Below are 22,671 nucleotides of genomic sequence, written 5' to 3' on the forward strand. Positions count from 1 at the left end.
ATCGGGTTTACGCCCCTTTAAACTGCCGCATTTACCCTTCAGTCGATTACCGCACACTAAAGCGCGTCGCGATCTTTCAGATTCGCTTCTTGCGCTTTAAGTTGTTGTTTTTACGCGTGTCGTTATCCCGAAACCGGTTCCCACTTTCGGGCGACATGCTCTAAATATGTGCGTGTAAATTTGATAAAGCGGGTCTCATTGATCGAAATGACCTGCGAATGGTGGGCGGATCTGGGCAGACATGGCTTCGCGAGACGGCAGAAAACAACGTATAGAACCTTCTTTCGGCAAAGCGCGGGAAACGGAAGAAAACACTTTCGCCGTCGATGAAGGAGACCGTATGGTCAGGGCACAGCGATCAGGAAAACCCGCAAAGCCCCGCAATTCGCGCCGCGGCAAAAAGGCAAGGCGCGGCGGGGGATTTTTCGGATTTGTGCGCCGGGCGATCTACTGGTGCCTGGTGCTGGGCCTGTGGGGCGGCATCGCCTTTGCGGCCATGCTGGTATATTTTGCCGCCAAAATGCCGCCGACCAGCGACTGGGCCGTTCCCGACCGTCCACCCAATGTGCGCATCGTCGATGTCAACGGCAATCTCATCGCCAATCGCGGCACGACCGGCGGACAGGCCGTCGGCCTGCATGAAATGTCGCCCTTTATCCCGCAAGCCGTCATGGCCATCGAGGATCGGCGCTTCTATTCGCATTTCGGCATCGATCCGATCGGGCTGGCGCGCGCCATCGTCACTAATATCGCATCGGGCCGCGCCGTTCAGGGCGGCTCGACACTCACGCAACAGCTTGCCAAAAACCTCTTCCTTTCGCCCGAACGCACATTGGAGCGCAAGGTTCAGGAAGTCATGCTCGCCCTCTGGCTTGAGCATAAATATAGCAAAGACCAGATTCTGGAGATGTATCTCAACCGGGTCTATCTCGGTTCGGGCGCCTATGGCGTCGATGCCGCATCGCGGCGCTATTTCAGCAAGACCGCCAGAGACGTCAACCTGATGGAAGCAGCCACGCTCGCGGGGCTTCTCAAGGCACCTTCGCGTCTTTCTCCGGCGCGCGACCCGGAAGCCGCCGCCGCCCGTGCGCGCGTGGTTCTGGGCGCAATGCGTGAAGAGGGCATGATCGACGACCGGCAGCTTGCAATCGCCGAAAGCGAGCCGCCCACCCGTGCGCCTTCCTATTGGCAGGGATCGGAGAATTATGTCGCCGACCGCGTGGTTTCCGAACTGCCTGAACTGATCGGCGAAGCGCATGACGACATCACCGTCCAGACGACGGTCGATCTCAATCTTCAGAAAGCCGCTGAAGAGGCCATCAGGGACCAGATTTCAGAAAACGGCAAGAAGATGAATGTCAGTCAGGGCGCTCTTGTCTCCATCGACAATACCGGCGCGGTGCGCGCCATGGTCGGCGGTTATGATTATGCCGCAAGCCAGTTCGACCGCGTAACAGACGCTCACCGCCAGCCCGCTTCCGCTTTCAAGCCCTTCGTCTATCTGTCGGCGCTCGAACAGGGCCGCACACCCGATTCCATCCGCAATGATGCCCCCGTTCGCATCGGCAAATGGACGCCGAGCAATGATAGCGGCAAATATATGGGGCCGGTGACGCTGGCGACCGCGCTCTCCCATTCGCTCAATTCCGTTTCGGCCCAGCTTGTCATGGAAGTGGGCCCGCAGACGGTCATCGATACGGCGCACCGGCTCGGTGTGCAGTCGAAGCTGACGCCCAATGCTTCGCTGGCGCTCGGCACCTCGGAAGTAACGCTTCTCGAACTAACCGACGCCTATGTGCCCTTTGCCAATGGCGGCTATCGCGCGCCGGTCTATTTCATCACCAAGGTCACGGATTCCGACGGCAATCTGCTTTACCAGCGACAGGAAGGCGTCGGTCCGCGCGCCATCGACGACCGCAATCTGGGCATGATGAATGCCATGCTGCGCCGCACGGTGGAAGACGGAACCGCCAGACGCGCCGCCTTCGGCTGGCCTGCGGCGGGCAAGACCGGCACCAGCCAGAATTTCCGCGATGCCGTCTTCGTCGGCTATACGGCCAATCTGACCACCGGCGTCTGGTTCGGCAATGATGACGGCAAGCCGATGAAGCGCGTTTTCGGCTCGGGTCTGCCGGTGACGGCGTGGAAAGCCTTCATGACGGAAGCCCATAAGGGCGTGCCTATCATGGAACTGCCCGGTCATTACGAAATTCAGGATATATTGCCCGGCGGCAATGACGGCATCGATCCGAACGCGCCTTACGATCCAAGCCTGATGTCACAGGACAGCTATGGCAATCAGCCCTTTGCGGGCAATGGCGATGACGGTTACTGGCCGCCTGCACCCGATTCTCCCGCCCGGGCTCCGGTCCAGCAGGATGGCACAGCGCAACATTATCCGGCCAGCGCCAATGACAACCGGCCGATGCCGCCCGCCTCTATCGGCGGCGAACTACCGCCGCGCAAATCCACGACGCTGCTCGATATCATCATGGGGAATTGACTAGAGGGCGCAGTTCAGGCTGTTTTTGGCGGATCGGCGACGCGAAGCTTAAACCCTCTCGAAATCCTGCCCGGCTTGGGCTATGCAGGAATCGAGAGTGAGGTTTCCATGTCAAAAGTTTCAAATACCGATACGTCCCCGTCCGATGCTCCCAAGACGGATGCGGAACGCAAAACACTCGTCCTGACGGGCGCAAGCCGCGGTATCGGCCATGCGACGGTGAAACGCTTCTCCCGGGCCGGGTGGCGCGTCATCACCTGCTCACGGCAGGATTTCGCCGAGAACTGCCCATGGCCCGCAGGGCCGGAAGACCATATCAAGGTCGATCTTGCCGACCCGGAGGATATTGGCAAGGCAATCGCCGAAATCCGTCGCAGGCTCGAAGCCAATGGCAGCAAGCTGCATGCGCTGGTCAATAATGCGGGTATCTCGCCGAAAGCCGAAGGCGGACGGCGCATGAATTCGATCGAGACGCCCATGTCGACATGGCGCGATGTCTTTCAGGTGAATTTCATGGCGCCGATCATGCTGGCGCGTGGGCTGTTCAAAGAACTGGAAGCTGCGCAAGGCTCGGTGGTCAATGTCACATCCATCGCCGGAAGCCGCGTACACCCCTTCGCAGGCACAGCCTATGCGACATCGAAGGCCGCGCTTGCCGCGCTGACACGCGAAATGGCCTCGGATTTCGGCCCGCATGGCATTCGCGTCAACGCCATCGCACCGGGGGAAATCGACACGGCGATCCTTTCGCCGGGCACCGACAAGCTGGTCGAACAATTACCGATGCGCCGCCTTGGCAAAACATCGGAAGTCGCGGAAACCATCTATTTTCTGTGCACCGAGGCGTCGTCCTATGTGACGGGTTCGGAAATTCACATTAATGGCGGCCAGCACGTCTGATAACGGAAGATGAAAGGACCGGCATGATCCTTTGCTGCGGTGAAGCCCTGATCGACATGTTGCCGCGCGAAACCGCGACGGGCGAGACTGCGTTTTTGCCCTTTGCGGGCGGCTCGGTGTTCAACACCGCAATCGCACTGGGCAGGCTCGACGTTCCGACGGGTTTTTTCTCAGGGCTTTCATCGGATTTTCTGGGTGCGATCTTGCGCGATGCGCTGGCGCGCTCCAATGTCGACTATTCCTTTGCGGCAATCTCCGACCGACCGACAACACTTGCCTTCGTGCGGCTGGTCGACGGTCAGGCGCGCTATGCATTTTATGACGAGAACACTGCCGGGCGCATGCTATCCGAAAGCGACATGCCATTCGTGGACGACAGTGTCGATGCCATGCTGTTTGGCTGTATCAGCCTGATTTCGGAGCCGTGCGGCCATGTCTATGAAACGCTGATGGCACGCGAAGCGCCAAAGCGCGTCATGTTCCTCGACCCCAATATCCGCGCAAGCTTCATCACCGACCGCGAAAAGCATCTGGCGCGCATGAAACGCATGATCGCGCTGGCCGATATTGTAAAACTTTCGGATGAGGATCTCGACTGGTTCGGTGAAAAGGGCAGCCATGACGAGATCGCAGGCGAATGGCTCAAGCTTGGGCCAAAGCTCATCGTCATTACCAGGGGCGCTCATGGCGCCGACGCCTATAGCGCCCATGCGCGCGTACGGGTTCCGGGCGTCAATGTGGACGTCGTGGATACGGTCGGCGCAGGCGACACGGTCAATGCGGGCATATTGGCCAGCCTGCATATGCAGGGGCTGCTTAATAAAGAGGCCATCGCCGGGCTTGATGAAGAGCAGATACATTCAGCCGTAGCTCTGGGCGTACGGGCGGCAGCGGTCACGGTTTCACGCGCAGGCGCCAATCCGCCATGGGCGACGGAAATGCGGGACTGATCGCAAACCGGTGACGGCTACCGATTGAACGTCACACCTTGACGAACTGCTCCACGCGTTCTTCATTGCCGAAGAATTTCAGATAACGTTCGACTTCCTTCGGGTCGCCGGTCGCCTTTTGCGGATTATCCGAAAGCTTGACCGCCGGGCGTCCATTGGCTTGCGTCACTTTGCAAACGAGCGAGATGGCCTTGAGGCCATGAATGGTGTTGGGCGCGCATCCGGCAAAATCGTTGGTCAGGTTGGTGCCCCAGCCGAAGCTCATGCGCACGCGGCCTTCAAAATGGCGGTAGGTTTCCTCGATGGTATCGACATCGAGCGCGTCGGAGAAAATCAGAAGCTTCTCGCGCGGGTCCTTGCCGCGTGATTTCCACCATTCGATGATGCGCTCACCGCCTTCAATCGGCGGCGCGCTATCGGGGCGAAAGCCGGTCCAGTCGGCCACCCAGTCGGGCGCATTGCGCAGAAAGGCAGCGGTCCCAAAAGCATCGGGCAGCACGATCAAAAGATTACCGCCATAATAGCGGTTCCAGTCCTGAAGCACGCGATAGGGCGCGCTGCGCAGTTCTTCATCCGTTGTTGCCAGCGCAGCCAGCACCATCGGCAATTCATGCGCATTGGTGCCCAGTGCCTCAAGATCGGTATCCATGGCCAGCAGCACGTTGGACGTGCCGGTGAAGGCTTCGCCGATCCCTTCCTTGAGAGCTTCGACGCACCAGCGCTGCCACAGGAACGAATGGCGGCGGCGGGTGCCAAAATCCGAAATCCGGAGATCGGGCAACTGGCGCAGCCGTTCGACCTTGCTCCACATCTTGGCCTTGGCGCGCGCATAGAGCACATCGAGCGAGAAGGGACCGAGATTCTTCATCGCCGCGCGCGAGCGTAGCTCATTGATGATGGCGAGCGCTGGAATTTCCCACATGGTCGTGTACGCCCACGGGCCATGGAAATGGAGTTCATACTGGCCGTCCTTGCGCTGCAATTCGTATTCGGGCAATTGGAAATCATGCAGCCAGTTGAGAAATTCGGGCTGAAAAATCTGCTTGCGGCGATAGAAGGTATTACCGGCAAGCCAGATCATCTCTTTTTTGGAAAAACGCAGTGTGCGGGCATGATCGAGCTGGGCGCGAAGCTCGCCCTCGTCGATCTCGTCGGCAAGGCGCACGGAAGATGTGCGATTGATAAGCGAAAAAGTCGCATCCACTTTGGGATAAAGACCCCAGATCATTTGCAGCATCAGGAGCTTGTAGAAATCCGTATCCAGCAGGCTGCGGACGATCGGATCGAGCTTCCATGTGTGGTTATAGACGCGCCGCGCAATGTCAGTTCTGGCCATCACGGCCTCCATTCCATAAATAGGCTGCAACCCCGGCTGGCGCAGCAGAAAGGCGGATTTTCGCCCGCCTTTCTAAATGCTTCATTCCTGTTTGGGAAGCTCCATGACAATTTCATGCTCGCCATTGGCTTCAAGCGGTATGCCATCGTCCATTTTTGCAAGCTTGCGCCCATTGAGCCGGATCGCCCTTGTCTTTGCGCCAGTCGTCACCCTGACGCGATAAAGGGCATCGCCAAAGCGCAGGCTGGCTTCATATCCATCCCATTCAGGCGGCAGCGCCGGATCAAGATGCAGCCGGTCGCCGCGTCTGGTCACGCCCAGAATGCCTTCGGTAGCAACACGGTAGAACCAGCCCGCCGAGCCGGTATACCAGGTCCAGCCGCCCTGTCCGCAGCGCGGCTCGACCGAATAAATATCGGCGGCGATCACGTAGGGCTCAACCCGATAAATATCGGGATTGCGACCATGGCTGACCGGGCTGATAAGCGAGAACAATCGCCATGCCGCGGCGGGCTTGCCCATGCGGGCCAATGCCAGAATAGCCCATGTCGCGCCATGGGTATATTGCCCGCCATTCTCGCGAACGCCGGGCGGGTAGCCCTTGATGTAGCCCGGCTCCTGCTCTGTCTTGTCGAAGGGAGGCGTGAAGAGACGCAGCAATTCGCCCTTCTCATCATCCAGCAGGTGTTTTTCGAGCGAGGCCATCGCCTGCTCGGCACGCTTGGGGTCCGCCACACCTGAAAGAACGCTCCACGACTGGGCAATGGCGTCGATCTGGCATTCATCGCTTTCGTGCGAGCCAAGCGGCGCGCCATTGTCATAGAAGCCGCGGCGATACCATTCGCCATCCCAGCCATGGCGATCGAGCGCCTCTGTCAGACTTTCCACATGCGCCTGCCAGCTTTTTGCGCGCGCCATATCCTTGCGCGATTGGGCAATCGGGATGAATTGCCTGAGCGTATAGGCGAGGAACCAGCCAAGCCACACGCTTTCGCCCTCACCCTTTGCGCCGACGAGATTCATGCCGTCATTCCAGTCACCGCCCAGAATCAGCGGCAGGCCGTGCTTGCCGGTGCGCCGCACCGCAAGATCAAGCGCCAGCGCGCAATGTTCATACAGGCTCTGGGTGTTTTCGGAAATTTCCGGCTCGTAGAAAGCGTCGTGCTCGCCCTCCTCCAGCGCGCGGCCCTGAAGGAATGGCAATGGCTCATCGAGAATCGAACGGTCGCCCGTCGTCTCGACATAGAGCGATGCGCCATAGCCAAGCCAGACCACGTCATCGGAAATCAGCGTGCGGACGCCCGCCCCTGTTGCGGGCAGCCACCAATGCTGCACATCGCCTTCGGGGAACTGACGCGAGGCGGCATTCAATATCTGTGCGCGCGCCAGCGACGGATCGACGAGCAGGAGCGAGAGCGTATCCTGCAACTGGTCGCGGAAACCGAATGCGCCGCTGGCCTGATAGAAGGCAGCACGCGCCCATATACGGCAGGCCAGCGCCTGATAGGGCAGCCAGCCATTGACCAGAAGATCGAAGGCCGGATCGGGCGTCTTCACCTGAACGCGATTGAAGAAGCCTTCCCATTGCTCCCTGGTCGCAGCCATGCGCTCCTCGAAGGAGCCTTCCCACGCATGAGAAACAAGCCTTCGGGCCTCCTCCGCATCGGCCGCATTGCCGAGCAGGAAGACCAGTTCCCTGCTTTCGCCCGGTTCCACATCGATGTCGAATGCAAGTGCGGCGCATGGATCGCGTCCCGCTTCCACCGTGCCCGAGAGCGGCTTGCCCGAAAGCACGATCTCCGGTCGATCCACCGAACCGCCTGAGCCGATAAATTCGCTGCGATCGGCCGTGACGGATTGCGGTTTCTCGGAAGCCGCGAAGAAGGCCACCTGTCCCGCTTTTTCCGGATGATAGGGATTGGTGGCAAAGAGCGCGTCCAGTCCATCATCATGCGAAGGCACGATGAAGGGAGCGCTCTTGAAGCGGGCATTGCCCAGCACCCATTCAACATAGCCATAAACGCGCAGCTTGCGCCGGGACTTGCCCTGATTGGCTATGATGAGGCGTGAAAGCCGAACCGGCTTTTCGACATCGACAATATGGGTGAGTTCGAGGGCGATTTCGCCATGCTGCGCCGAAAAGCTCGAATATCCATGGCTGTGGCGGGCTTCATAGGTCACGGCCTCATCGCGCAGCACATTGGCGGTTGGCGCAAAGGCATGACCCGTCTCGCGATCCAGCAGATAGATCGCTTCGCCGGGGCGATTGGTGACCGGATCATTGGCCCAGGGGGAAATCTGGTAATCACGGCTGTTTCCAGCCCAGGTGAAGGCGGAGCCTTCCGCCGAAATATGGAAGCCGAACGACGGATTGGCGATCACATTGATCCATGGATGCGGCGTGGTGGTGCGGCCATTGATGCGCACGACATAGCTGCCATCATCCGCAAAGCCGCCATAGCCATTCCAGAAGCGAAGATCATCGCCCGATGGGCGTGGCAAATCCAGAGCCTGCGCCGTCATGGCAAGGCGGCGCTCCTCAAGGCTCCGGCTGGTCGTGACCGGCACGCGCCCATTGGCGCCCGTTCCCGACGGCAATTCGATAGCCACCATTTTGGCATCGCTGCGCGCGGCCAGATCGACGGTGAATTCCTCGCTGCGGCGCAATTGCTCGGCAAGCGAACCATTCTGCGCATGCATGACCACGCGGGCGGAAGCCAGAAGCGTATTGTAGGTTTCCTCGCTCATCTGGTCGCGGCGCACCGCAAAAATATGTGCCCGCCCGCCGCCGCGCGCGCGGAAGCCTTCCACGATCCATTCAATGGCGCGCTGGGTATCCTGCGCATAGGAGAAAGCGCGCTCGTTGACCGCGACCACATCGACGGTCAGGCCCTTGCTGCGCCAGTATTCCTGCGCGCGCAGCACGCCGCGCAACACGTCGAGATCGGCTTCATTATCGATACGCAGGGCGAAGATCGGATAGTCGCCGGAAATCGACAGCGGCCAGAGATCGGATTGCTTGCCCAGACCGCTTGCAATGGTCTCCGGCGGCTGGCGCAGCGTGCGTTCGGGATAAAGCAGATAGGTCGCGATCTTCTGGTAATCGGCGGCCTCCGCAGGCTTTATGCCGATATGATAGAGCTGCACCTGCGAACTCGTCCATGAAAGCGAATATTCACGTGCGAAGGTTTCGGGATGGCGGTGCAGCGCCACCGCATGTTCCACCGCATCGCGGCTTCCGCCTGCGAAGGTCCAGAAAACAAGGCTGACCTTCTTGTGCGCGGGAACCCGGACGCGGGTGCGCACCGAAGCGATCGGATCGAGCACGCAGCCCTGACTGCCGGCAAATTTCGCGCCTTCATCAAAAGCCGCCGCATTGCGCAGCGAGCGGCCACGGCCGATAAAGGTGCGGCGATCGGTTTCAGCTTCCGTTTCACGTACCGTTCCCGTCAGGTCGGCAGCGAAATGCGCGACATAAATATCGGGATCGGATGGCGCGCGTTTGCGGCGTCTGGCATAGATCGTCGAGCCATTATCCGCGATTTCCGTTTCGACGAACATCTTGGCAAAGGCCGGATGCGCCGCGTCGCTATCGGTGTCGTTGAGCACCAGTTCGGCATAGGATGTGACCTCGATCATGCGGTCACGCGCGCTGGTGTTGATGATGTCGAGCCTGCGGCCCTCACCGTCGCTTTCAGATGAAACGATCACTTCCATGACCGTCTTGATCTCATTGGCGGTCTTGTAGAACTCGGCCTTGTCTTCGGTGAAGACCGTTTTGGTTTCCTCTTCCGGATTGCGGACGGGTTCGCCGGTCGCCGACCACCAGTAGCCGTTTTCCATGTCGCGCAGGAACAGGAAGGTGCCTTGCAGGTCTTCCGAGGCATCCGCCTGAAAACGGGTGATGTCCCAGTTGTGCCAGCGGCTGTAGCCGGAACCATTGGCCGTGACCATCAGCGCATATTGGCCATTCGACATCATATGCGTGGTGCGCGGAGCCTTGAACGGCACATCGATGATGCGCATCGGCGCATCGTCGAAGCCGCCCGAATCCACGCGCATCGGATTTTCCGTCTTGGCGTAGACCATCGGAATTTCGCGCGGGGCCTTTTCCTGCAACAGAAGTTCCGCCGCCTCGATCACCGGGTCGGAATGGAAGCGCTCGCGCATGCGGCCTTCAAAGATCACATTGTTGACCGCGATGATCGCCATGCCATGATGGTGGGCGTAATAGTTTTTCACCACCGCATAGGCCTCGCCCTCACGCACGCGCGAGGGGGTGAAATCCACCGAATCGTGGAAGCCGTATCGGCCCAGCGCGCCGAGCTTTTCCAGCCGCTTGAGATTGGCGACCGCAGCCGCCGGCTGATATTGCGCAGCCAGCAGGCTCGCATAGGGCGCAATGACCGCATTGCGCGAAAGGCCGCGCTGAAGGCCGAGATTGGGGACGCCGAAATTGGAATATTGGTAATTCATATGCGCGTCGCGCGCATTGAATGCCGCTTCCGAAATGCCCCATGGCAGACCGCGCGAGGTGGCGTAATCGATCTGGCGCTGCACGATCAGCTTGTTGGTCTGGTCGAGCAGCGAGCCCAGAGGCTCCGACATGACCAGCGGCGGCATGAGATATTCAAACATCGAGCCGGACCACGAGAGCAGCGCCCCCTTCCAGCCGACCGGCACCAGAAGACGTCCGAGCTTGAACCAGTGCTCGACCGGCACGTCGCCCTTGGCAATCGCAAACAGGCTGGCCAGACGCGCTTCGGAAGCCAGAAGATCGTAGCAGCTTTCGTCCAGTTCGTTTTCCTGTACGCGGAAACCGATGGACAGCAGGCGGCGCTCCTTGCGCTCGAGGAAGCCGAACTGCATGTCGAAAGCAAGCTGGCGCGAGCGGGAAGCAAGTTCGCGCAGATGCTCGCGCAATTCATCCGTATTGTGCTCGCCCATCGCATCGTCGGTATGGGCCTTGCAGGTATCGACGAGGATGCGCGCCCATTCGGACGCTTCGGCGCTAGCGGGCGTTTCGACCTCGCTGTCGAGTTCATCCATAAGCCGCACGATGTCGGAGGCGAACAAGGACAGGTTGATTGTGCGGAAGGACGCTGTTTCCGGCTCTTCCTTGATGGTGCGCACGGCGCGGCGGAAATTGGCGATGCGCTCTTCCAGACGGCGGCGAAGCGGCCGCAGGATGCGGCGATCGTCGGGGATTTTCGCAATCGTTTTCTCAACGATGTCGTTGACGTCGAGAATGCCGTCGAGATCGCCCTGCATATAGACGGATGGCGCTTCGGCCCATTCTTCCATCGCCGATGAAAGCGTGACCAGATGACCGGCCAGATTGCCGCTATCGACCGCCGAAACGTAAAGCGGGGTCATGGGCGCGAGCGTGTGGGTTTCATACCAGTTATAGAGATGGCCCTGATATTTCTCCATCTTCTCAAGCGTGGTGACGGTCGCCCCGATACGGTTGAGGGTTTCCTCGAAACCGATCCAGCCGAAATCGCGCGCCGCCACGACCGAAAGAAGGTAGACGCCGATATTGGTGGGCGAGGTGCGCTGTGCAACGATCGGCGCGGGATCTTCCTGGAAATTATCCGGCGGCAGATGGTTATTCTCCGCATTGGTGAATTCGGCGAAATAGCGCCATGTGCGCCGTGCATAGCGGCGCAGGTCCGCCTTGTCCGAAGACAAGACCTCCAGCGTATCCTGCGGTTTTGCCGAGCGGCTGACGAGCCACCCGATCAGCGGCGAAGCGAACCAGATCACGGCAAAGGGCGCTGCGATCAGCGCGGCGTGGCTTTGCGCAGCAAGCGGCAGGAGTATGGCAATCCCGGCGATCACAAGCGCCGGCCACATCATCTGGAAATAATAAAGAAGCGTGTCGGGCGACGAGCTTGCCTGCGCTGCAGTGCGCCATTCAAGCAGGTTGCGGCGCGAGACGAACAGGCGGTAGAGCGTGCGCGCGATCGCATCGGCCATCAGGAAGGCGGAATGCGCGATAAAAGCCGTGCGCAGCGCCACATCCGCCGTGCCCAGCGCAATATCGGTGAGAATGGACTGCGCATGGCCCTTGAGCGAATAGTCCATGCTCGCCGGGATGAGGTTCGTGACGATGCCGAAGGTCGGCGCCACGAACATGCTTACGATCAGGAAAGCCTGCCAGACCGCAGCCGGGCCGAGAGGCAGGACGCTCCAGCCGACAAGCGCGGCGAGAACCCAGAGGATCGGATTGAGGGAGCGGCGCAGGTTGTCGACCATTTTCCAGCGCGTGATCGCGCTGACACTGCTGTTGGTCGAGAACAGCCAGGGCAGAAGCTGCCAGTCGCCGCGCGCCCAGCGATGATGGCGCGAAACGTCGACATTGTAGCCGGTGGGATAATCCTCCACCACCTCGACATCGCTGACCAATGCTGCGCGCGCATAGCCGCCTTCGAGAAGATCGTGGCTCAGGAGCGTATTTTCAGGCACCCTGCCCTTGAGCGCCGCCTCGAACGCATCGATGTCATAAAGGCCCTTGCCGGTGAAAGTGCCCTCGCCCAGAAGATCCTGATAGGAATCGGAAACCGCAAAGACATAAGGATCGATACCGCGATTGACCGAGAATACGCGCTGGAGGAAGGACGCCTCGTCGCCGGTCGTCAATGAAGGCGTTACGCGCGGCTGGAGAATGCCGTATCCGCGCGTCACGCGCCCGGTTTTCGCATCCATGACCGGACGATTGAGCGGATGGCTGAGCTTGCCCGCCAGATTGGTGACGGCTTCGGGCGTCAGGCGCGTGTCGGCGTCGAGCGTCATGACATATTTGACGTCTTTGGGCAGGCGCGGATCGGCGGGGAAGAAACTCGTATCCTGATCGCCGCGCAGAAGCAGGTTCAGCTCATGCAGCTTGCCGCGCTTGCGCTCCCAGCCCATCCAGCAGCCCTGCTTCTCATTATAGAGGCGGCGGCGATGGAGAAGGAAGAAACGCGGTTGGTCGTCGCCGGTATAATGCTCGTTGAGACTGGCTATCTCGTCGCGCGCATATTCAAAGATTTCCATATCCGCAGGCGTGATTTCCTGCTTCGCATCCACCCAGTCACTGACGAGGGCAAAGTAGATTTCGCCGCGCGGATTGGTCAGATAATGGACTTCGAGATTGCGGATCTGCTCATCGATGGAATCGCGCGTGGTAATGAAGGTCGGCACGGCGACCAGCGTGCGCGCTTCCGGTGGCAGGCCGTCCTTATATTCAAAACCGATCAGGCGCGTCGGCTGCATGAACCATGGCACCAGCGCATTGAAAAGCGAATAGGACGCGTCCATGGCCGGGAAGATTGCAAGCAGGGTGAACAATGTGCGCAGGTCGGTCGAAAGACCCGCCCGTATCATGCAGTAATTCACCAGCAACAGAATCAGGATGGTGAAGATCGCCGTGGGAATGAAAAAGCCCCACAGGCCGAGATTGCGATAGAAACGCAGTGCTTTCACGCTGAATGGCGCGCGGTAGCCGCAAACCTTCTCAAGTTCCTCGCGACCATCGCCCCACAGATAATAGGCGATCGATCCGCTGCCGCCGGTCCCCGCCAGCGCCGCATCGCGCGTTTCGTTCGTCGCCTCCGCAAGCTTGAGCGCAGCCCAGGTGATTTCGATCTCGCTGAGGTTCGAATGACGGGCGAGTTTCTCGATGGTTACGCGATAGGAATTGCGGGAGCGGAAATCCAGCAATTCGAAATCGCTATGCTCGCGCAGAATCGCATCCACCTGATTGACGGTTTCAAACCAGGTTTCCCAATCAATATCATCGATGGTCTTGAGGCTTCGGATGACATTGCCCATCGTCACGCCGCCGGTGGACTGGCGGGCATGTTCCTCGACAATCGCGTCTTCGGGGTTGCTGCCCTCCTGCTCCAGAATGCGTTCAAGCCAGTGGGCCGCAGCCGAAGTATCGGTGGAAGCGCCGCGCAGGCGATAGAGAAGATGGGTGGCGAAAGTGCTGTCGCGTGCGGCCTGTGCATATTGCGCCAGAACCGTTTCCAGCTCCTCGTCATTGGCGGCCAGAACGATCCGGTCCGCTACCGTATTGGCCAGATTGCGCATGTTGCGCGCGCGATCCACACGCAGCGCAAGGCGACGGGCATTTTCGACCAGAAAATAACGCACAGCCGCAGGCAGCGCCCACAATTCACCAATCTTGAGCGGCTCGACCGTCTGGAATCCCTGAACCAGAGCCGTAAGCGACTTGAGCGAAAAATTGCTGTCCGTATGCGCGACATAGAGCCAGGCGAGCGCGAAAATCCGCGGCATGTCCTTGACGGGCGCATAGGGCGGCAATTGCCGGATGAAGCGGCGCGGCAGATCGCGGCGGGTCTGCTGGACCGTCTTGTCGATCTGATAGTGATTATCGAGCAGCCATTGCGCGGCAGGCGTGATGGTCTCGCCCGCACGCGAGGCGGCATCCGCCGAGCGGTAGGCGTGGAGAATGAGCTTGTCATTTTCAGACAGGCGCTGATCGAAAGCAAAGCTCTGATAGCCGGGCAATACCAGCTCTTCACCGCGCGCGACGGAAGCTGCGAGCTCGCGCAGTTCATCCTCGGATTTATAATGCGCGCGAATGGGTGAAGGTTGTTCGGGCGGAATCTGATCGAAATTATTGCGATCTGCGACAGAAGAACTGGACGGCGAAGAAGACAATTCCGGCATGTGCCTTAACAGCCTTTCCGAGGGAATGATATGGCGGGCGGATACTGGGATTCAATCGAAGATTTGTTTCAGGGAAACGACAGTATCCGTGATCGGTTCCCTGCATGCCGAGAGCATTTGGCTGAATTGCGACATTGGACCGTGGTGATATTCAAATCGTTTGAATTACAACGCACAATTGTTTGCCGATATTAACGCTACGTTATGCAATCCTTGGACGATATAACTCTAACATACTGAATCTAAAAATAATACAATGCTCGCCCGGACGCGACGAAAAATACCCGGCAGGCGCATGTTGGCGAACGCCAAATGAATCCGTCTGGCGGCGATATGCTTCAGTTTTCCACAATCTTGAGGCTCTTGTCGAAAACCCGCAAGACCCGATCCAGTTCATGACCGCGCTTCATGATCAGACCGCTTGCCGCAATCACCGAATAGGCACCCTGCTTCTGCGACAGCCGGGGATTCTTTTCGACGCGGAAAAGCGGAATTTCGCTTGCCCGGCGAAAAATCGAAAACACAGCCCTGTCGCTTAAATGGTCGATGGCGTAATCCCGCCAGACCCCTGCCGCGACCATGCGGCCATAAATATTGAGGATTTTTCCCAATTCGTGCCGGTCAAAGCTGACAACTGCCGGATGCGGGCGGGCTTGGGTCAGGGGAACAATGCGGGCAGAAGCTCTCGAAGGAGAAGTATCCTCATTCGCTGCATTCGCAGCTATATCCGGGGCTGCGCCTGATGTATCCATATCCTTACTTCCGCTCTCCGGGCCGCTCGATCATGGCCACTTGATCATGGCCGCTCGTTTCATGTGGAAGATAAACCAGCTCGTTTCATGACACCAAGGTGATGCTTTTATAACATAAATTCAAGCGCCTATTCTCACCCCGGCAATTTTCATGGATATAAACAAGCGCTTAAAGCTGTCACTATCCCGAAACCGGCCCCCCACTTTCGGGCGACATGCTTCAGCGCCCCCAACTTGTTGGGATACAGGCATTCACGAAAAGAAAACGGGTGTCCTTAATGGTGATTGCCGGCCACATTTTCGCCTTGCAAGCTTCGCATTGCAGCCCGATTATAACGCCAGCATTGATGCGTTGCCTGAGACGGTTCGGTTCGGGTATGTCCGACCCCAAGCCCCCCGCCCAAAGGACTGCCCGAATCGAACCAACCGGCTCCGCCGACACGCAACGCGATCTTCCCAGCCCAAAAAACAGCACCAATCAAAAGCCCGTTACAGGCCTCATTAAAGGCCGAGTTCGCGCTTGTCCTTGAAAAGAGCCGCCCCCAGAATCGGGCCCAGAGATTTGCCGTTGCGATATTCCTGCAGGATAATCGCGCAGCCGGTCACATCTTTCCGGTCGAGTTCGGAAGCCGGAAGCTCGATTTTCAAAGCCTCGCCATCCCACACGCCGATTGTATTGATGTCGCTCACCGTATTGCGATAGGTGAGCGATTGCCCGGCATTCTCGCCCTTGTCGATGGGGATCGTCACCGAATCATGCAGATAGAGCAAAACCACATGCGCTGGCGTTTGCGGCTTTTCGCCCGCGGCAATCTCGATGGAAAGCCGGTCATTGCCCGAAGGCTGAATGGAGATCGGTATTTTCAGGCTGCTTGCGGCCAGATGCGCGCCGATTTCCGCCGCATCGCCGCCGTTCATTTCAACCTCGCCATTGACGATGGCCTGGGGCGTATAGACCATCTTGGCGTTGAAGGCATTGCGATAGGCGTCCTGCCTGTCGGTCGCCTCCTGTGTCGCCAGCGTATCGCGCCAGCCCATATAATCCCAGTAATTGACGTGAAACGACAGAGCCAGCACATTGGGGTCGTCCGCATAGGCGGACATATTCCTATCCGCCTGCGGACACGACTTGCAGCCCTGCGACGTATAAAGCTCAAGAACAGCCGTTCTGTTGCTTTCATCCTGCGATTTTGGCTGCGCCTGTGTTGCGCCGGAAACGGACAGACAGCCCGCAAACGCCAATCCCACAAGGCCGCACAGGCCATGCCAGCGGGATATTGCTTCCCGGCCAGTCCGCATGTCGGCTCCATCTGTGGAATGTTTCACGCTCTGCTTTCCTTCATGCCTAAAGCGCGTCGCGATCTTTCAGATTCGCTCCTTGCGCTTTAAGTTGTTGTTTTTACGCATGTCGTTATCCCGAAACCGGTTCCCACTTTCAGGCGACATGCTCTAATGGTTGCATCTATTATGCAGGATTTCACCGTTCAATAGGAATTCACGTTGCAGTGAAAAGCGGCCACGACAGCGTGAGCAGCCCTTTCATGAAAAAGCCGCCGGATTGCTCCGGCGGCTTTCGATTTTATATCCTGTAGGAAATCAGGCTGCGAGATCGCGCAGAACGGTCTGCAAGATGCCACCGTTCTTCATATAGTCGAGCTCGTCCAGCGTATCGATGCGGCAGATGAGCGGAACCTTCTTCACCGTGCCATCGGCATAGGTGATGGAAGCCTCGACCTTCTGGCGCGGGCGCACATCGGTAAGACCTTCGATGGTGACGATTTCATCACCCTTCAGGCCCAGCGACTGCCAGCTCGTGCCTTCCTCGAAGACGAAGGGCACAATGCCCATGCCCACCAGATTGGAGCGGTGGATACGCTCGAACGACTGCGCGATGACCGCCTTGACGCCCAACAGGTTGGTGCCCTTGGCTGCCCAGTCGCGCGACGAGCCGTTGCCATATTCGACGCCAGCAAAGACGACCAGCGGCACGCCCTCGGCCTTGTATTCCATGGCCGCGTCGTAGATCGACATTTCTTCCTTCGACGGATAGTGAATGGTGTAGCCGCCTTCGCGTCCGTTTTCACCCAGCATGTGGTTGCGGATACGGATATTTGCGAAAGTGCCGCGCATCATCACTTCATGGTTGCCGCGACGGGTGCCGTACTGGTTGAAGTCGGCAATACCGACGCCATGGTCGAGCAGATATTTACCGGCAGGCGACTGCGCCTTGATCGAACCGGCAGGCGAGATGTGGTCGGTCGTGATCTTGTCGCCGAAAAGGCCGAGAACACGGGCGCCCTTGACGTCTGCGATCGTGCCAGCCGACTTGCCCATGCCCACGAAGTAAGGCGGGTTCTGCACATAGGTCGAATTGTCGTCCCATGCATAGGTCTGGCCAGCAGGGACCTGCACGGCCTGCCAGTTTTCGTCGCCCTTGAACACATCCGCATATTTCTCCGAGAAGATCTTGCGGGTGACGTTCTTGACGATGAAGTCGTTGATTTCCTGCGACGAAGGCCAGATGTCGCGCAGATAGACCGGGTTGCCGTCCTTGTCTTCGCCAAGCGGTTCCTTGGTCAGATCCTTGGTGACCGTACCGGCGAGCGCGTGAGCGACGACAAGCGGCGGCGAAGCCAGATAGTTGGCCTGCACGTCCGGCGAAACGCGGCCCTCGAAGTTACGGTTGCCCGAAAGAACCGCAGCGCCGATCAGGCCCTTTTCGTTGATTACCCTGGAGATCGGGGCCGCCAGCGGACCGGAGTTGCCGATACAGGTGGTGCAGCCGAAACCGACCAGATTGAAGCCGAGCGCATCCAGATCTTCCTGAAGACCGGCATCCGCCAGATAGGCGGCAACCACCTGCGAGCCGGGAGCCAGCGAAGTCTTGACCCATGGCTTGGTCTTCAGGCCCTTGGCGACCGCGTTGCGGGCCAGAAGACCGGCTGCGATCAGCACGCTCGGATTGGAGGTGTTGGTGCACGACGTGATGGCGGCGATCACCACATCGCCATGGCCAAGATCGTAATCTTCGCCTTCGACCGGATAGCGGGTGTTCTGACCCGAAGTCTTCTTATATTCGGCTTCGAGCGAAGTCGCGAAACCGGAAGCGATGTTTTCAAGCGGGATGCGACCTTCCGGACGCTTCGGGCCAGCCATCGATGGCACCACATCGCCCATGTCGAGTTCGAGAACATCGGTGAAGACCGGATCAGCCGATCCGCTCTCGCGCCACATGCCCTGCGCACGGCAATAGGCTTCAACCAGCGCGATGCGATCTTCGTCGCGGCCGGTCATGTGCATATAGTTGAGGGTTTCCTGATCGACCGGGAAGAAACCGCAGGTCGCGCCATATTCGGGTGCCATATTGCCGATGGTCGCACGGTCGGCCAGCGTCATATTATCAAGGCCGGCGCCGAAGAATTCGACGAACTTGCCGACCACGCCCTTCTTGCGCAGCATCTGCGTGACGGTGAGCACGAGGTCGGTGGCGGTGACGCCTTCCTTGAGCTTGCCGGTGAGGCGGAAGCCGATGACTTCCGGCAGCAGCATGGAGACCGGCTGGCCGAGCATGGCCGCTTCGGCTTCAATACCGCCGACACCCCAGCCCAGAACGCCAAGGCCGTTGACCATGGTGGTGTGGCTGTCGGTGCCAACGCATGTATCCGGATAGGCGACGGTTTCGCCGTTTTCTTCCTTGGTCCAGACGGCCTGCGCCAGATATTCGAGATTGACCTGATGGCAGATGCCGGTGCCGGGCGGAACGACGCGGAAGTTCTTGAACGCCTGCTGGCCCCATTTGAGGAAGCGATAACGTTCGCCATTGCGCTGATATTCCAGATCGACATTGTTCTTGAACGCCAGCGGATTACCGAAATCGTCGACGATCACCGAGTGGTCGATGACCAGATCGACCGGAACAAGCGGGTTGATCTTTTCCGGATCGCCGCCGAGCGCCTTGAGGCCGTCGCGCATTGCGGCAAGGTCCACAACCGCCGGGACGCCGGTGAAGTCCTGCATCAGCACGCGCGCCGGACGGTAGGCGATTTCCGCCCCGGCCTTGCCGTGATCGACCAGCCATTTGGCGACGTTTTCGATGTCCGACTTCTTGACGGAGCGGTCATCCTCGAAGCGGAGCAGATTCTCAAGCAGGACCTTCATCGAAAAAGGGAGCTTGGAAATGCCTTCCAGACCGTTCTTTTCGGCTTCGGTCAGGCTGTAATAAACATATTCCTTGCCCCCTGCGGTGAGGGTTCTGCGGCATTTGAAACTGTCGATATGAGACACGGGTTCGTCCTTCATGCTACTGGCCGGAAAACCAGGACGAACGCCTAGGCTAGCGTTTCAAGGACGCGCCAAGGTGCGGGTGCAGTCATTTCCGCTGTCCGTCCCGAAACTCATGCCCGCAAAGGCGCTAAGTGTTTGAGATCGGCCAAAAATGGTTTCCACGCCGACCGCTGGCATGGTAGCTCTCATATAGAGAGTTTTCTAAAACGATTCCAGACTGAATCTTACGAATTTATCGCCTTGCGGCGAAATGTTGCGACAGGTCCGTTCAGGTTCCGCAAGATGCGGCCTGAAGCGGCCCAAGGAGAGAAAATGCGGCTTGAGGCCGACAAACTGGCAGGCGAGCGCGGCGGCGAGAGGGTTTTCTCAGCCCTCTCCTTTGACCTGTCTTCGGGCGAGGCGCTGGTCGTCACCGGGCCGAACGGCTCTGGAAAATCGACATTGCTGCGAATCATCTGCGGCCTGCTTGCTGCCGCTGAAGGCGGGGTGGAACTGACCGAGGCGGGAGAACCATTGCCGGTGCGCGCGGCCTGTCATTACCTTGGCCATCAGAACGCCATGAAGCCCGCTTTGAGCGTGCGCGAAAATCTGGTTTTCTGGCAGAAATTCAACGGTGCCGCGGCGCTCGCAATAGACGAGGCACTGGAGGCGGTCGATCTGCCGGGGGTGGAGCATCTGCCTTTCGGCTATCTGTCCACCGGCCAGAAGCGCCGCGTTTCCATTGCCAAAATTCTGGTCAGCCATCGCCCGCTCTGGATCGTGGATGAGCCGACCGCCGGTCTCGACAAGGCTTCCGAAACCCGCTTTGCAACACTGATGCGCGAACATATGCGCGAAGGCGGGATGATCGTCGCAGCCACCCATATTCCTTTGGGCCTCGAAAACATCAGGACGCTCGATATGGCCGCCTATGCACCAGAGGCTGCCTGATGCTGGCGCTGCTGCTTCGCGACATGCGGCTGAGCATTCGCGCCGGAGGCGGCGCGCTGATCGGCATATTGTTCTTTTTGGCAGTGATTTCCGTCATGCCGTTCGGCGTCGGGCCTGATCTCAATCTTCTGGCGCGGATCGGTCCGGCCATGTTGTGGATCGGCGCGCTTTTGGCGACATTGCTCGGCCTCGACCGGCTGTTTCAGGCCGACCGCGAGGATGGCTCGCTCGATCTTCTGCTGATCGGTGCAGAGCGGCACATGCTGCCTTTCACCGTATTCGTGAAATGCGTCGCGCACTGGCTGGCGAGCGTTCTGCCGCTGGTGATCGCATCGCCCATGCTGGGCCTCTTCATGAATATGGACGCGACAGCGATTGGCGCGACGATGCTGACACTTCTGGTCGGCACGCCTGCCATCGCCTTTATCGGCGCGGTCGGGGCTGCGCTGGCGGTAGCGTTACCGCGCGGCGGACTGCTTGTTTCGGTGATCGTGCTGCCACTGACCATTCCGGTGCTGATTTTCGGCGTGTCGGCCTCTTACGGCGCGACCGATGCGGTTGCACCATTTCTGGCGCCGTTCCTTATTCTTGCCGCGCTGACATTGTTTTTCGCGGTTTTAGGCCCGCTCGCCGCCAGTGCGGCACTGAAAACATCTGCGGATTGAGCATGAGCCTATCCGAAAACCGGCTTCCGCTTTTCGGGATCATGCTCGACGGATTGACGCAGTTGATTGCGATCAATTGAACAGCACGGCGGGGAAAGGTAAATAAAGGCCATGACGAAAGAAATGACCAGAGCCGCAAGCTGGCTCGATCTTGCCAATCCCACGCGCTTTCTCGGCTTTGCCGGGCGTGTCCTGCCATGGCTGGCCGGGCTTTCGGCGCTGTTTCTGGCCGTGGGCCTCTATATGGTCTTTCTTTCGCCCGAAGATTATCAGCAGGGCATCACCGTGCGCATCATGTATATCCATGTGCCTTTCGCATGGCTTGCCATGATGTGCTATTCGATCATGGCGGTTTCCTCGCTCGGCACGCTGGTCTGGCGGCATCCGCTGGCCGATGTTTCGGTGCGCGCAGCAGCCCCGCTGGGTGCGGTCTTCACAGCGCTGGCCCTTGCCACCGGCTCGCTCTGGGGCAAGCCCATGTGGGGCACATGGTGGGTTTGGGATGCGCGGCTCACTTCCGTCTTTGTACTGTTTTTGATGTATCTGGGCATTATCGCGCTTTCGCGCGCCATGGACGATCCCGCCAAAAGCGCCCGGCCGGTGGCGGTGCTCACGCTGGTCGGCTTCATCAATGTTCCGATCATCAAATTCTCGGTCGACTGGTGGAACACACTGCATCAGCCGGCCTCGGTGTTTCGCATGGATGGCCCGACCATCGATGCTTCCATGCTGCGCCCGCTTTTCGTGATGGCGATCGGCTTCACGCTTTTGTTCATCACGCTGCATATGATGGCGATGCGCAATGAAATCTGGCGTCGCCGTGTCGCCTCCATGAAGAAGCTTGCCGCCCGTAATGCCGAGCGCAATCGCAAGGCACAGGAAGGCGCGGCATGACCCATCTTGGTTTCGTCATTGCCTCTTACGGCATTACCTTCGCAGCGCTTGCCCTTGTGATCGGCTGGGTGCTTGTCGACCAGCGCATCCAGAAAAACGAGTTGAAGCGGCTGGAGACGCAAGGTGTGCGTCGCCGTTCGGCCAGGCCGTCCCGGAAGACGACGCCATGACGGAAACGACGGAAAAAACCGCTCCCAAGAAACGCGCTACATGGGTCGCCTTGCTGCCGCTTGCAATTTTTGTGGCGCTCGTGGGCGTTTTCGCCGTGCAGCTTCTTTCGGGCAGGGACAATTCCACTATTCCCTCCGCCCTGATCGGAAGAGACGCGCCGCTGACCCAATTGCCGCCGGTTGAAGGACTGGCGCGCGATGGCGCAGCCGTTCCCGGCCTCAATAGCGAAGATTTCAAAACCGGACCGGGAGGCAGGCTGACACTGGTCAATGTCTGGGGATCATGGTGCGCGCCCTGCCGTCAGGAGCATCCCCTGCTGATGGAAATCGCCAGGGATAAGCGCATCAGCGTCGTCGGCCTCAACTATAAGGATGAGCCCGAAAACGCCCGCCGCTTTCTCGGTGATCTCGGCAATCCCTATGCGGCAGTGGGGGCGGATCGCTCGGGCCGCTCGGCGATTGAATGGGGCGTCTATGGCGTGCCGGAAACCTTCCTGCTCGATCAGAACGGCAAGATTGTCTACAAACATGTCGGGCCGTTTAGCGAGAATTCCGTGAAAAACGACCTGATGCCCGCAGTGGAAAAAGCGCTGGCGCAATAAAAAAAG

At 59.1% G+C, this 22,671-nt stretch carries 13 protein-coding genes; 8 read left to right on the forward strand and 5 right to left on the reverse strand.

Translation table 11 applies throughout. The features are described from left to right. Nucleotides 1–241 precede the first annotated feature (241 nt). The 3 genes from DKP76_RS02040 (at nt 242) to DKP76_RS02050 (ending at nt 4,353) form a co-directional block, all read left to right on the forward strand. Entirely contained in the window at nt 242–2,503 is a 2,262-nt protein-coding gene (locus DKP76_RS02040; protein ID WP_109704745.1) for a transglycosylase domain-containing protein, read from the forward strand. A 108-nt stretch (nt 2,504–2,611) separates the two neighbouring features. Next, on the forward strand, nt 2,612–3,403 hold the full coding sequence (locus DKP76_RS02045) for an SDR family NAD(P)-dependent oxidoreductase (protein WP_109704746.1): 792 nt from the start codon (nt 2,612–2,614) through the stop codon (nt 3,401–3,403). A gap of 23 nt (nt 3,404–3,426) precedes the next feature. Continuing rightward, nucleotides 3,427–4,353 (forward strand): carbohydrate kinase family protein, encoded by a 927-nt coding sequence (locus DKP76_RS02050; RefSeq protein ID WP_109704747.1) that lies wholly within the window; start codon nt 3,427–3,429, stop codon nt 4,351–4,353. A gap of 31 nt (nt 4,354–4,384) precedes the next feature. Here the strand turns inward: DKP76_RS02050 and pncB are convergent, their stop codons facing one another. The 5 genes from pncB to acnA form a co-directional block, all read right to left on the reverse strand. Further along, nucleotides 4,385–5,689, reverse strand: a complete 1,305-nt coding sequence (gene pncB / locus DKP76_RS02055) for a nicotinate phosphoribosyltransferase (protein ID WP_109704748.1) — start codon at nt 5,687–5,689, stop codon at nt 4,385–4,387. Nucleotides 5,690–5,770: 81 nt separating this feature from the next. Next, nucleotides 5,771–14,368: a glycoside hydrolase family 94 protein gene (locus DKP76_RS02060; protein WP_109704749.1), complete on the reverse strand. Its 8,598-nt coding sequence runs from the start codon at nt 14,366–14,368 to the stop codon at nt 5,771–5,773. 338 nt (nt 14,369–14,706) lie between these two features. Continuing rightward, the gene (locus tag DKP76_RS02065; protein WP_109704750.1) at nt 14,707–15,120 is read right to left on the reverse strand and encodes a DUF2794 domain-containing protein; all 414 of its coding nucleotides are present in this window, start codon (nt 15,118–15,120) and stop codon (nt 14,707–14,709) included. A gap of 501 nt (nt 15,121–15,621) precedes the next feature. Next, nucleotides 15,622–16,368, reverse strand: coding sequence for a DUF1223 domain-containing protein (locus DKP76_RS02070; protein WP_109705137.1), 747 nt, complete (start codon nt 16,366–16,368; stop codon nt 15,622–15,624). Between the two features lie 348 nt (nt 16,369–16,716). Continuing rightward, nucleotides 16,717–19,404 (reverse strand): aconitate hydratase AcnA, encoded by a 2,688-nt coding sequence (gene acnA / locus DKP76_RS02075; protein ID WP_199224740.1) that lies wholly within the window; start codon nt 19,402–19,404, stop codon nt 16,717–16,719. 312 nt (nt 19,405–19,716) lie between these two features. Here acnA and ccmA point away from each other — a divergent pair, with 312 nt between their 5' ends. The 5 genes from ccmA (at nt 19,717) to DKP76_RS02100 (ending at nt 22,665) form a co-directional block, all read left to right on the forward strand. Beyond that, nucleotides 19,717–20,334, forward strand: coding sequence for a heme ABC exporter ATP-binding protein CcmA (ccmA, locus tag DKP76_RS02080; protein WP_109704752.1), 618 nt, complete (start codon nt 19,717–19,719; stop codon nt 20,332–20,334). Continuing rightward, nucleotides 20,334–20,999 carry a heme exporter protein CcmB gene (ccmB, locus tag DKP76_RS02085; RefSeq protein WP_109704753.1) on the forward strand — a complete coding sequence of 222 codons (666 nt, stop codon included), beginning with the start codon at nt 20,334–20,336 and terminating at the stop codon, nt 20,997–20,999. The genes ccmA and ccmB overlap by 1 nt, the downstream gene beginning before the upstream one ends. Before the next feature lie 111 nt (nt 21,000–21,110). Beyond that, nucleotides 21,111–21,893: a heme ABC transporter permease gene (locus DKP76_RS02090; RefSeq protein ID WP_109704754.1), complete on the forward strand. Its 783-nt coding sequence runs from the start codon at nt 21,111–21,113 to the stop codon at nt 21,891–21,893. Further along, nucleotides 21,890–22,063 (forward strand): heme exporter protein CcmD, encoded by a 174-nt coding sequence (gene ccmD, locus DKP76_RS02095; RefSeq protein ID WP_109704755.1) that lies wholly within the window; start codon nt 21,890–21,892, stop codon nt 22,061–22,063. Before DKP76_RS02090 ends, ccmD begins: the two co-directional genes overlap by 4 nt. After that, entirely contained in the window at nt 22,060–22,665 is a 606-nt protein-coding gene (locus DKP76_RS02100; protein WP_109704756.1) for a DsbE family thiol:disulfide interchange protein, read from the forward strand. Before ccmD ends, DKP76_RS02100 begins: the two co-directional genes overlap by 4 nt. The last annotated feature ends 6 nt before the right edge of the window (nt 22,666–22,671 follow it).

This window comes from Falsochrobactrum shanghaiense (genome assembly GCF_003149535.1).
GTDB classification, from domain to species: domain Bacteria; phylum Pseudomonadota; class Alphaproteobacteria; order Rhizobiales; family Rhizobiaceae; genus Brucella; species Brucella shanghaiense.

Coding starts and splice junctions, on each gene's coding strand:
- pncB (WP_109704748.1), bottom strand. CDS start 5,689: ATGGCCAGAACTGACATTGCGCGGCGCGTCTATAACCACACATGGAAG.
- DKP76_RS02100 (WP_109704756.1), top strand. CDS start 22,060: ATGACGGAAACGACGGAAAAAACCGCTCCCAAGAAACGCGCTACATGG.
- DKP76_RS02065 (WP_109704750.1), bottom strand. CDS start 15,120: ATGGATACATCAGGCGCAGCCCCGGATATAGCTGCGAATGCAGCGAAT.
- DKP76_RS02050 (WP_109704747.1), top strand. CDS start 3,427: ATGATCCTTTGCTGCGGTGAAGCCCTGATCGACATGTTGCCGCGCGAA.
- DKP76_RS02045 (WP_109704746.1), top strand. CDS start 2,612: ATGTCAAAAGTTTCAAATACCGATACGTCCCCGTCCGATGCTCCCAAG.
- ccmA (WP_109704752.1), top strand. CDS start 19,717: ATGCGGCTTGAGGCCGACAAACTGGCAGGCGAGCGCGGCGGCGAGAGG.
- ccmB (WP_109704753.1), top strand. CDS start 20,334: ATGCTGGCGCTGCTGCTTCGCGACATGCGGCTGAGCATTCGCGCCGGA.
- DKP76_RS02090 (WP_109704754.1), top strand. CDS start 21,111: ATGACGAAAGAAATGACCAGAGCCGCAAGCTGGCTCGATCTTGCCAAT.
- DKP76_RS02040 (WP_109704745.1), top strand. CDS start 242: ATGGCTTCGCGAGACGGCAGAAAACAACGTATAGAACCTTCTTTCGGC.
- ccmD (WP_109704755.1), top strand. CDS start 21,890: ATGACCCATCTTGGTTTCGTCATTGCCTCTTACGGCATTACCTTCGCA.
- DKP76_RS02060 (WP_109704749.1), bottom strand. CDS start 14,368: ATGCCGGAATTGTCTTCTTCGCCGTCCAGTTCTTCTGTCGCAGATCGC.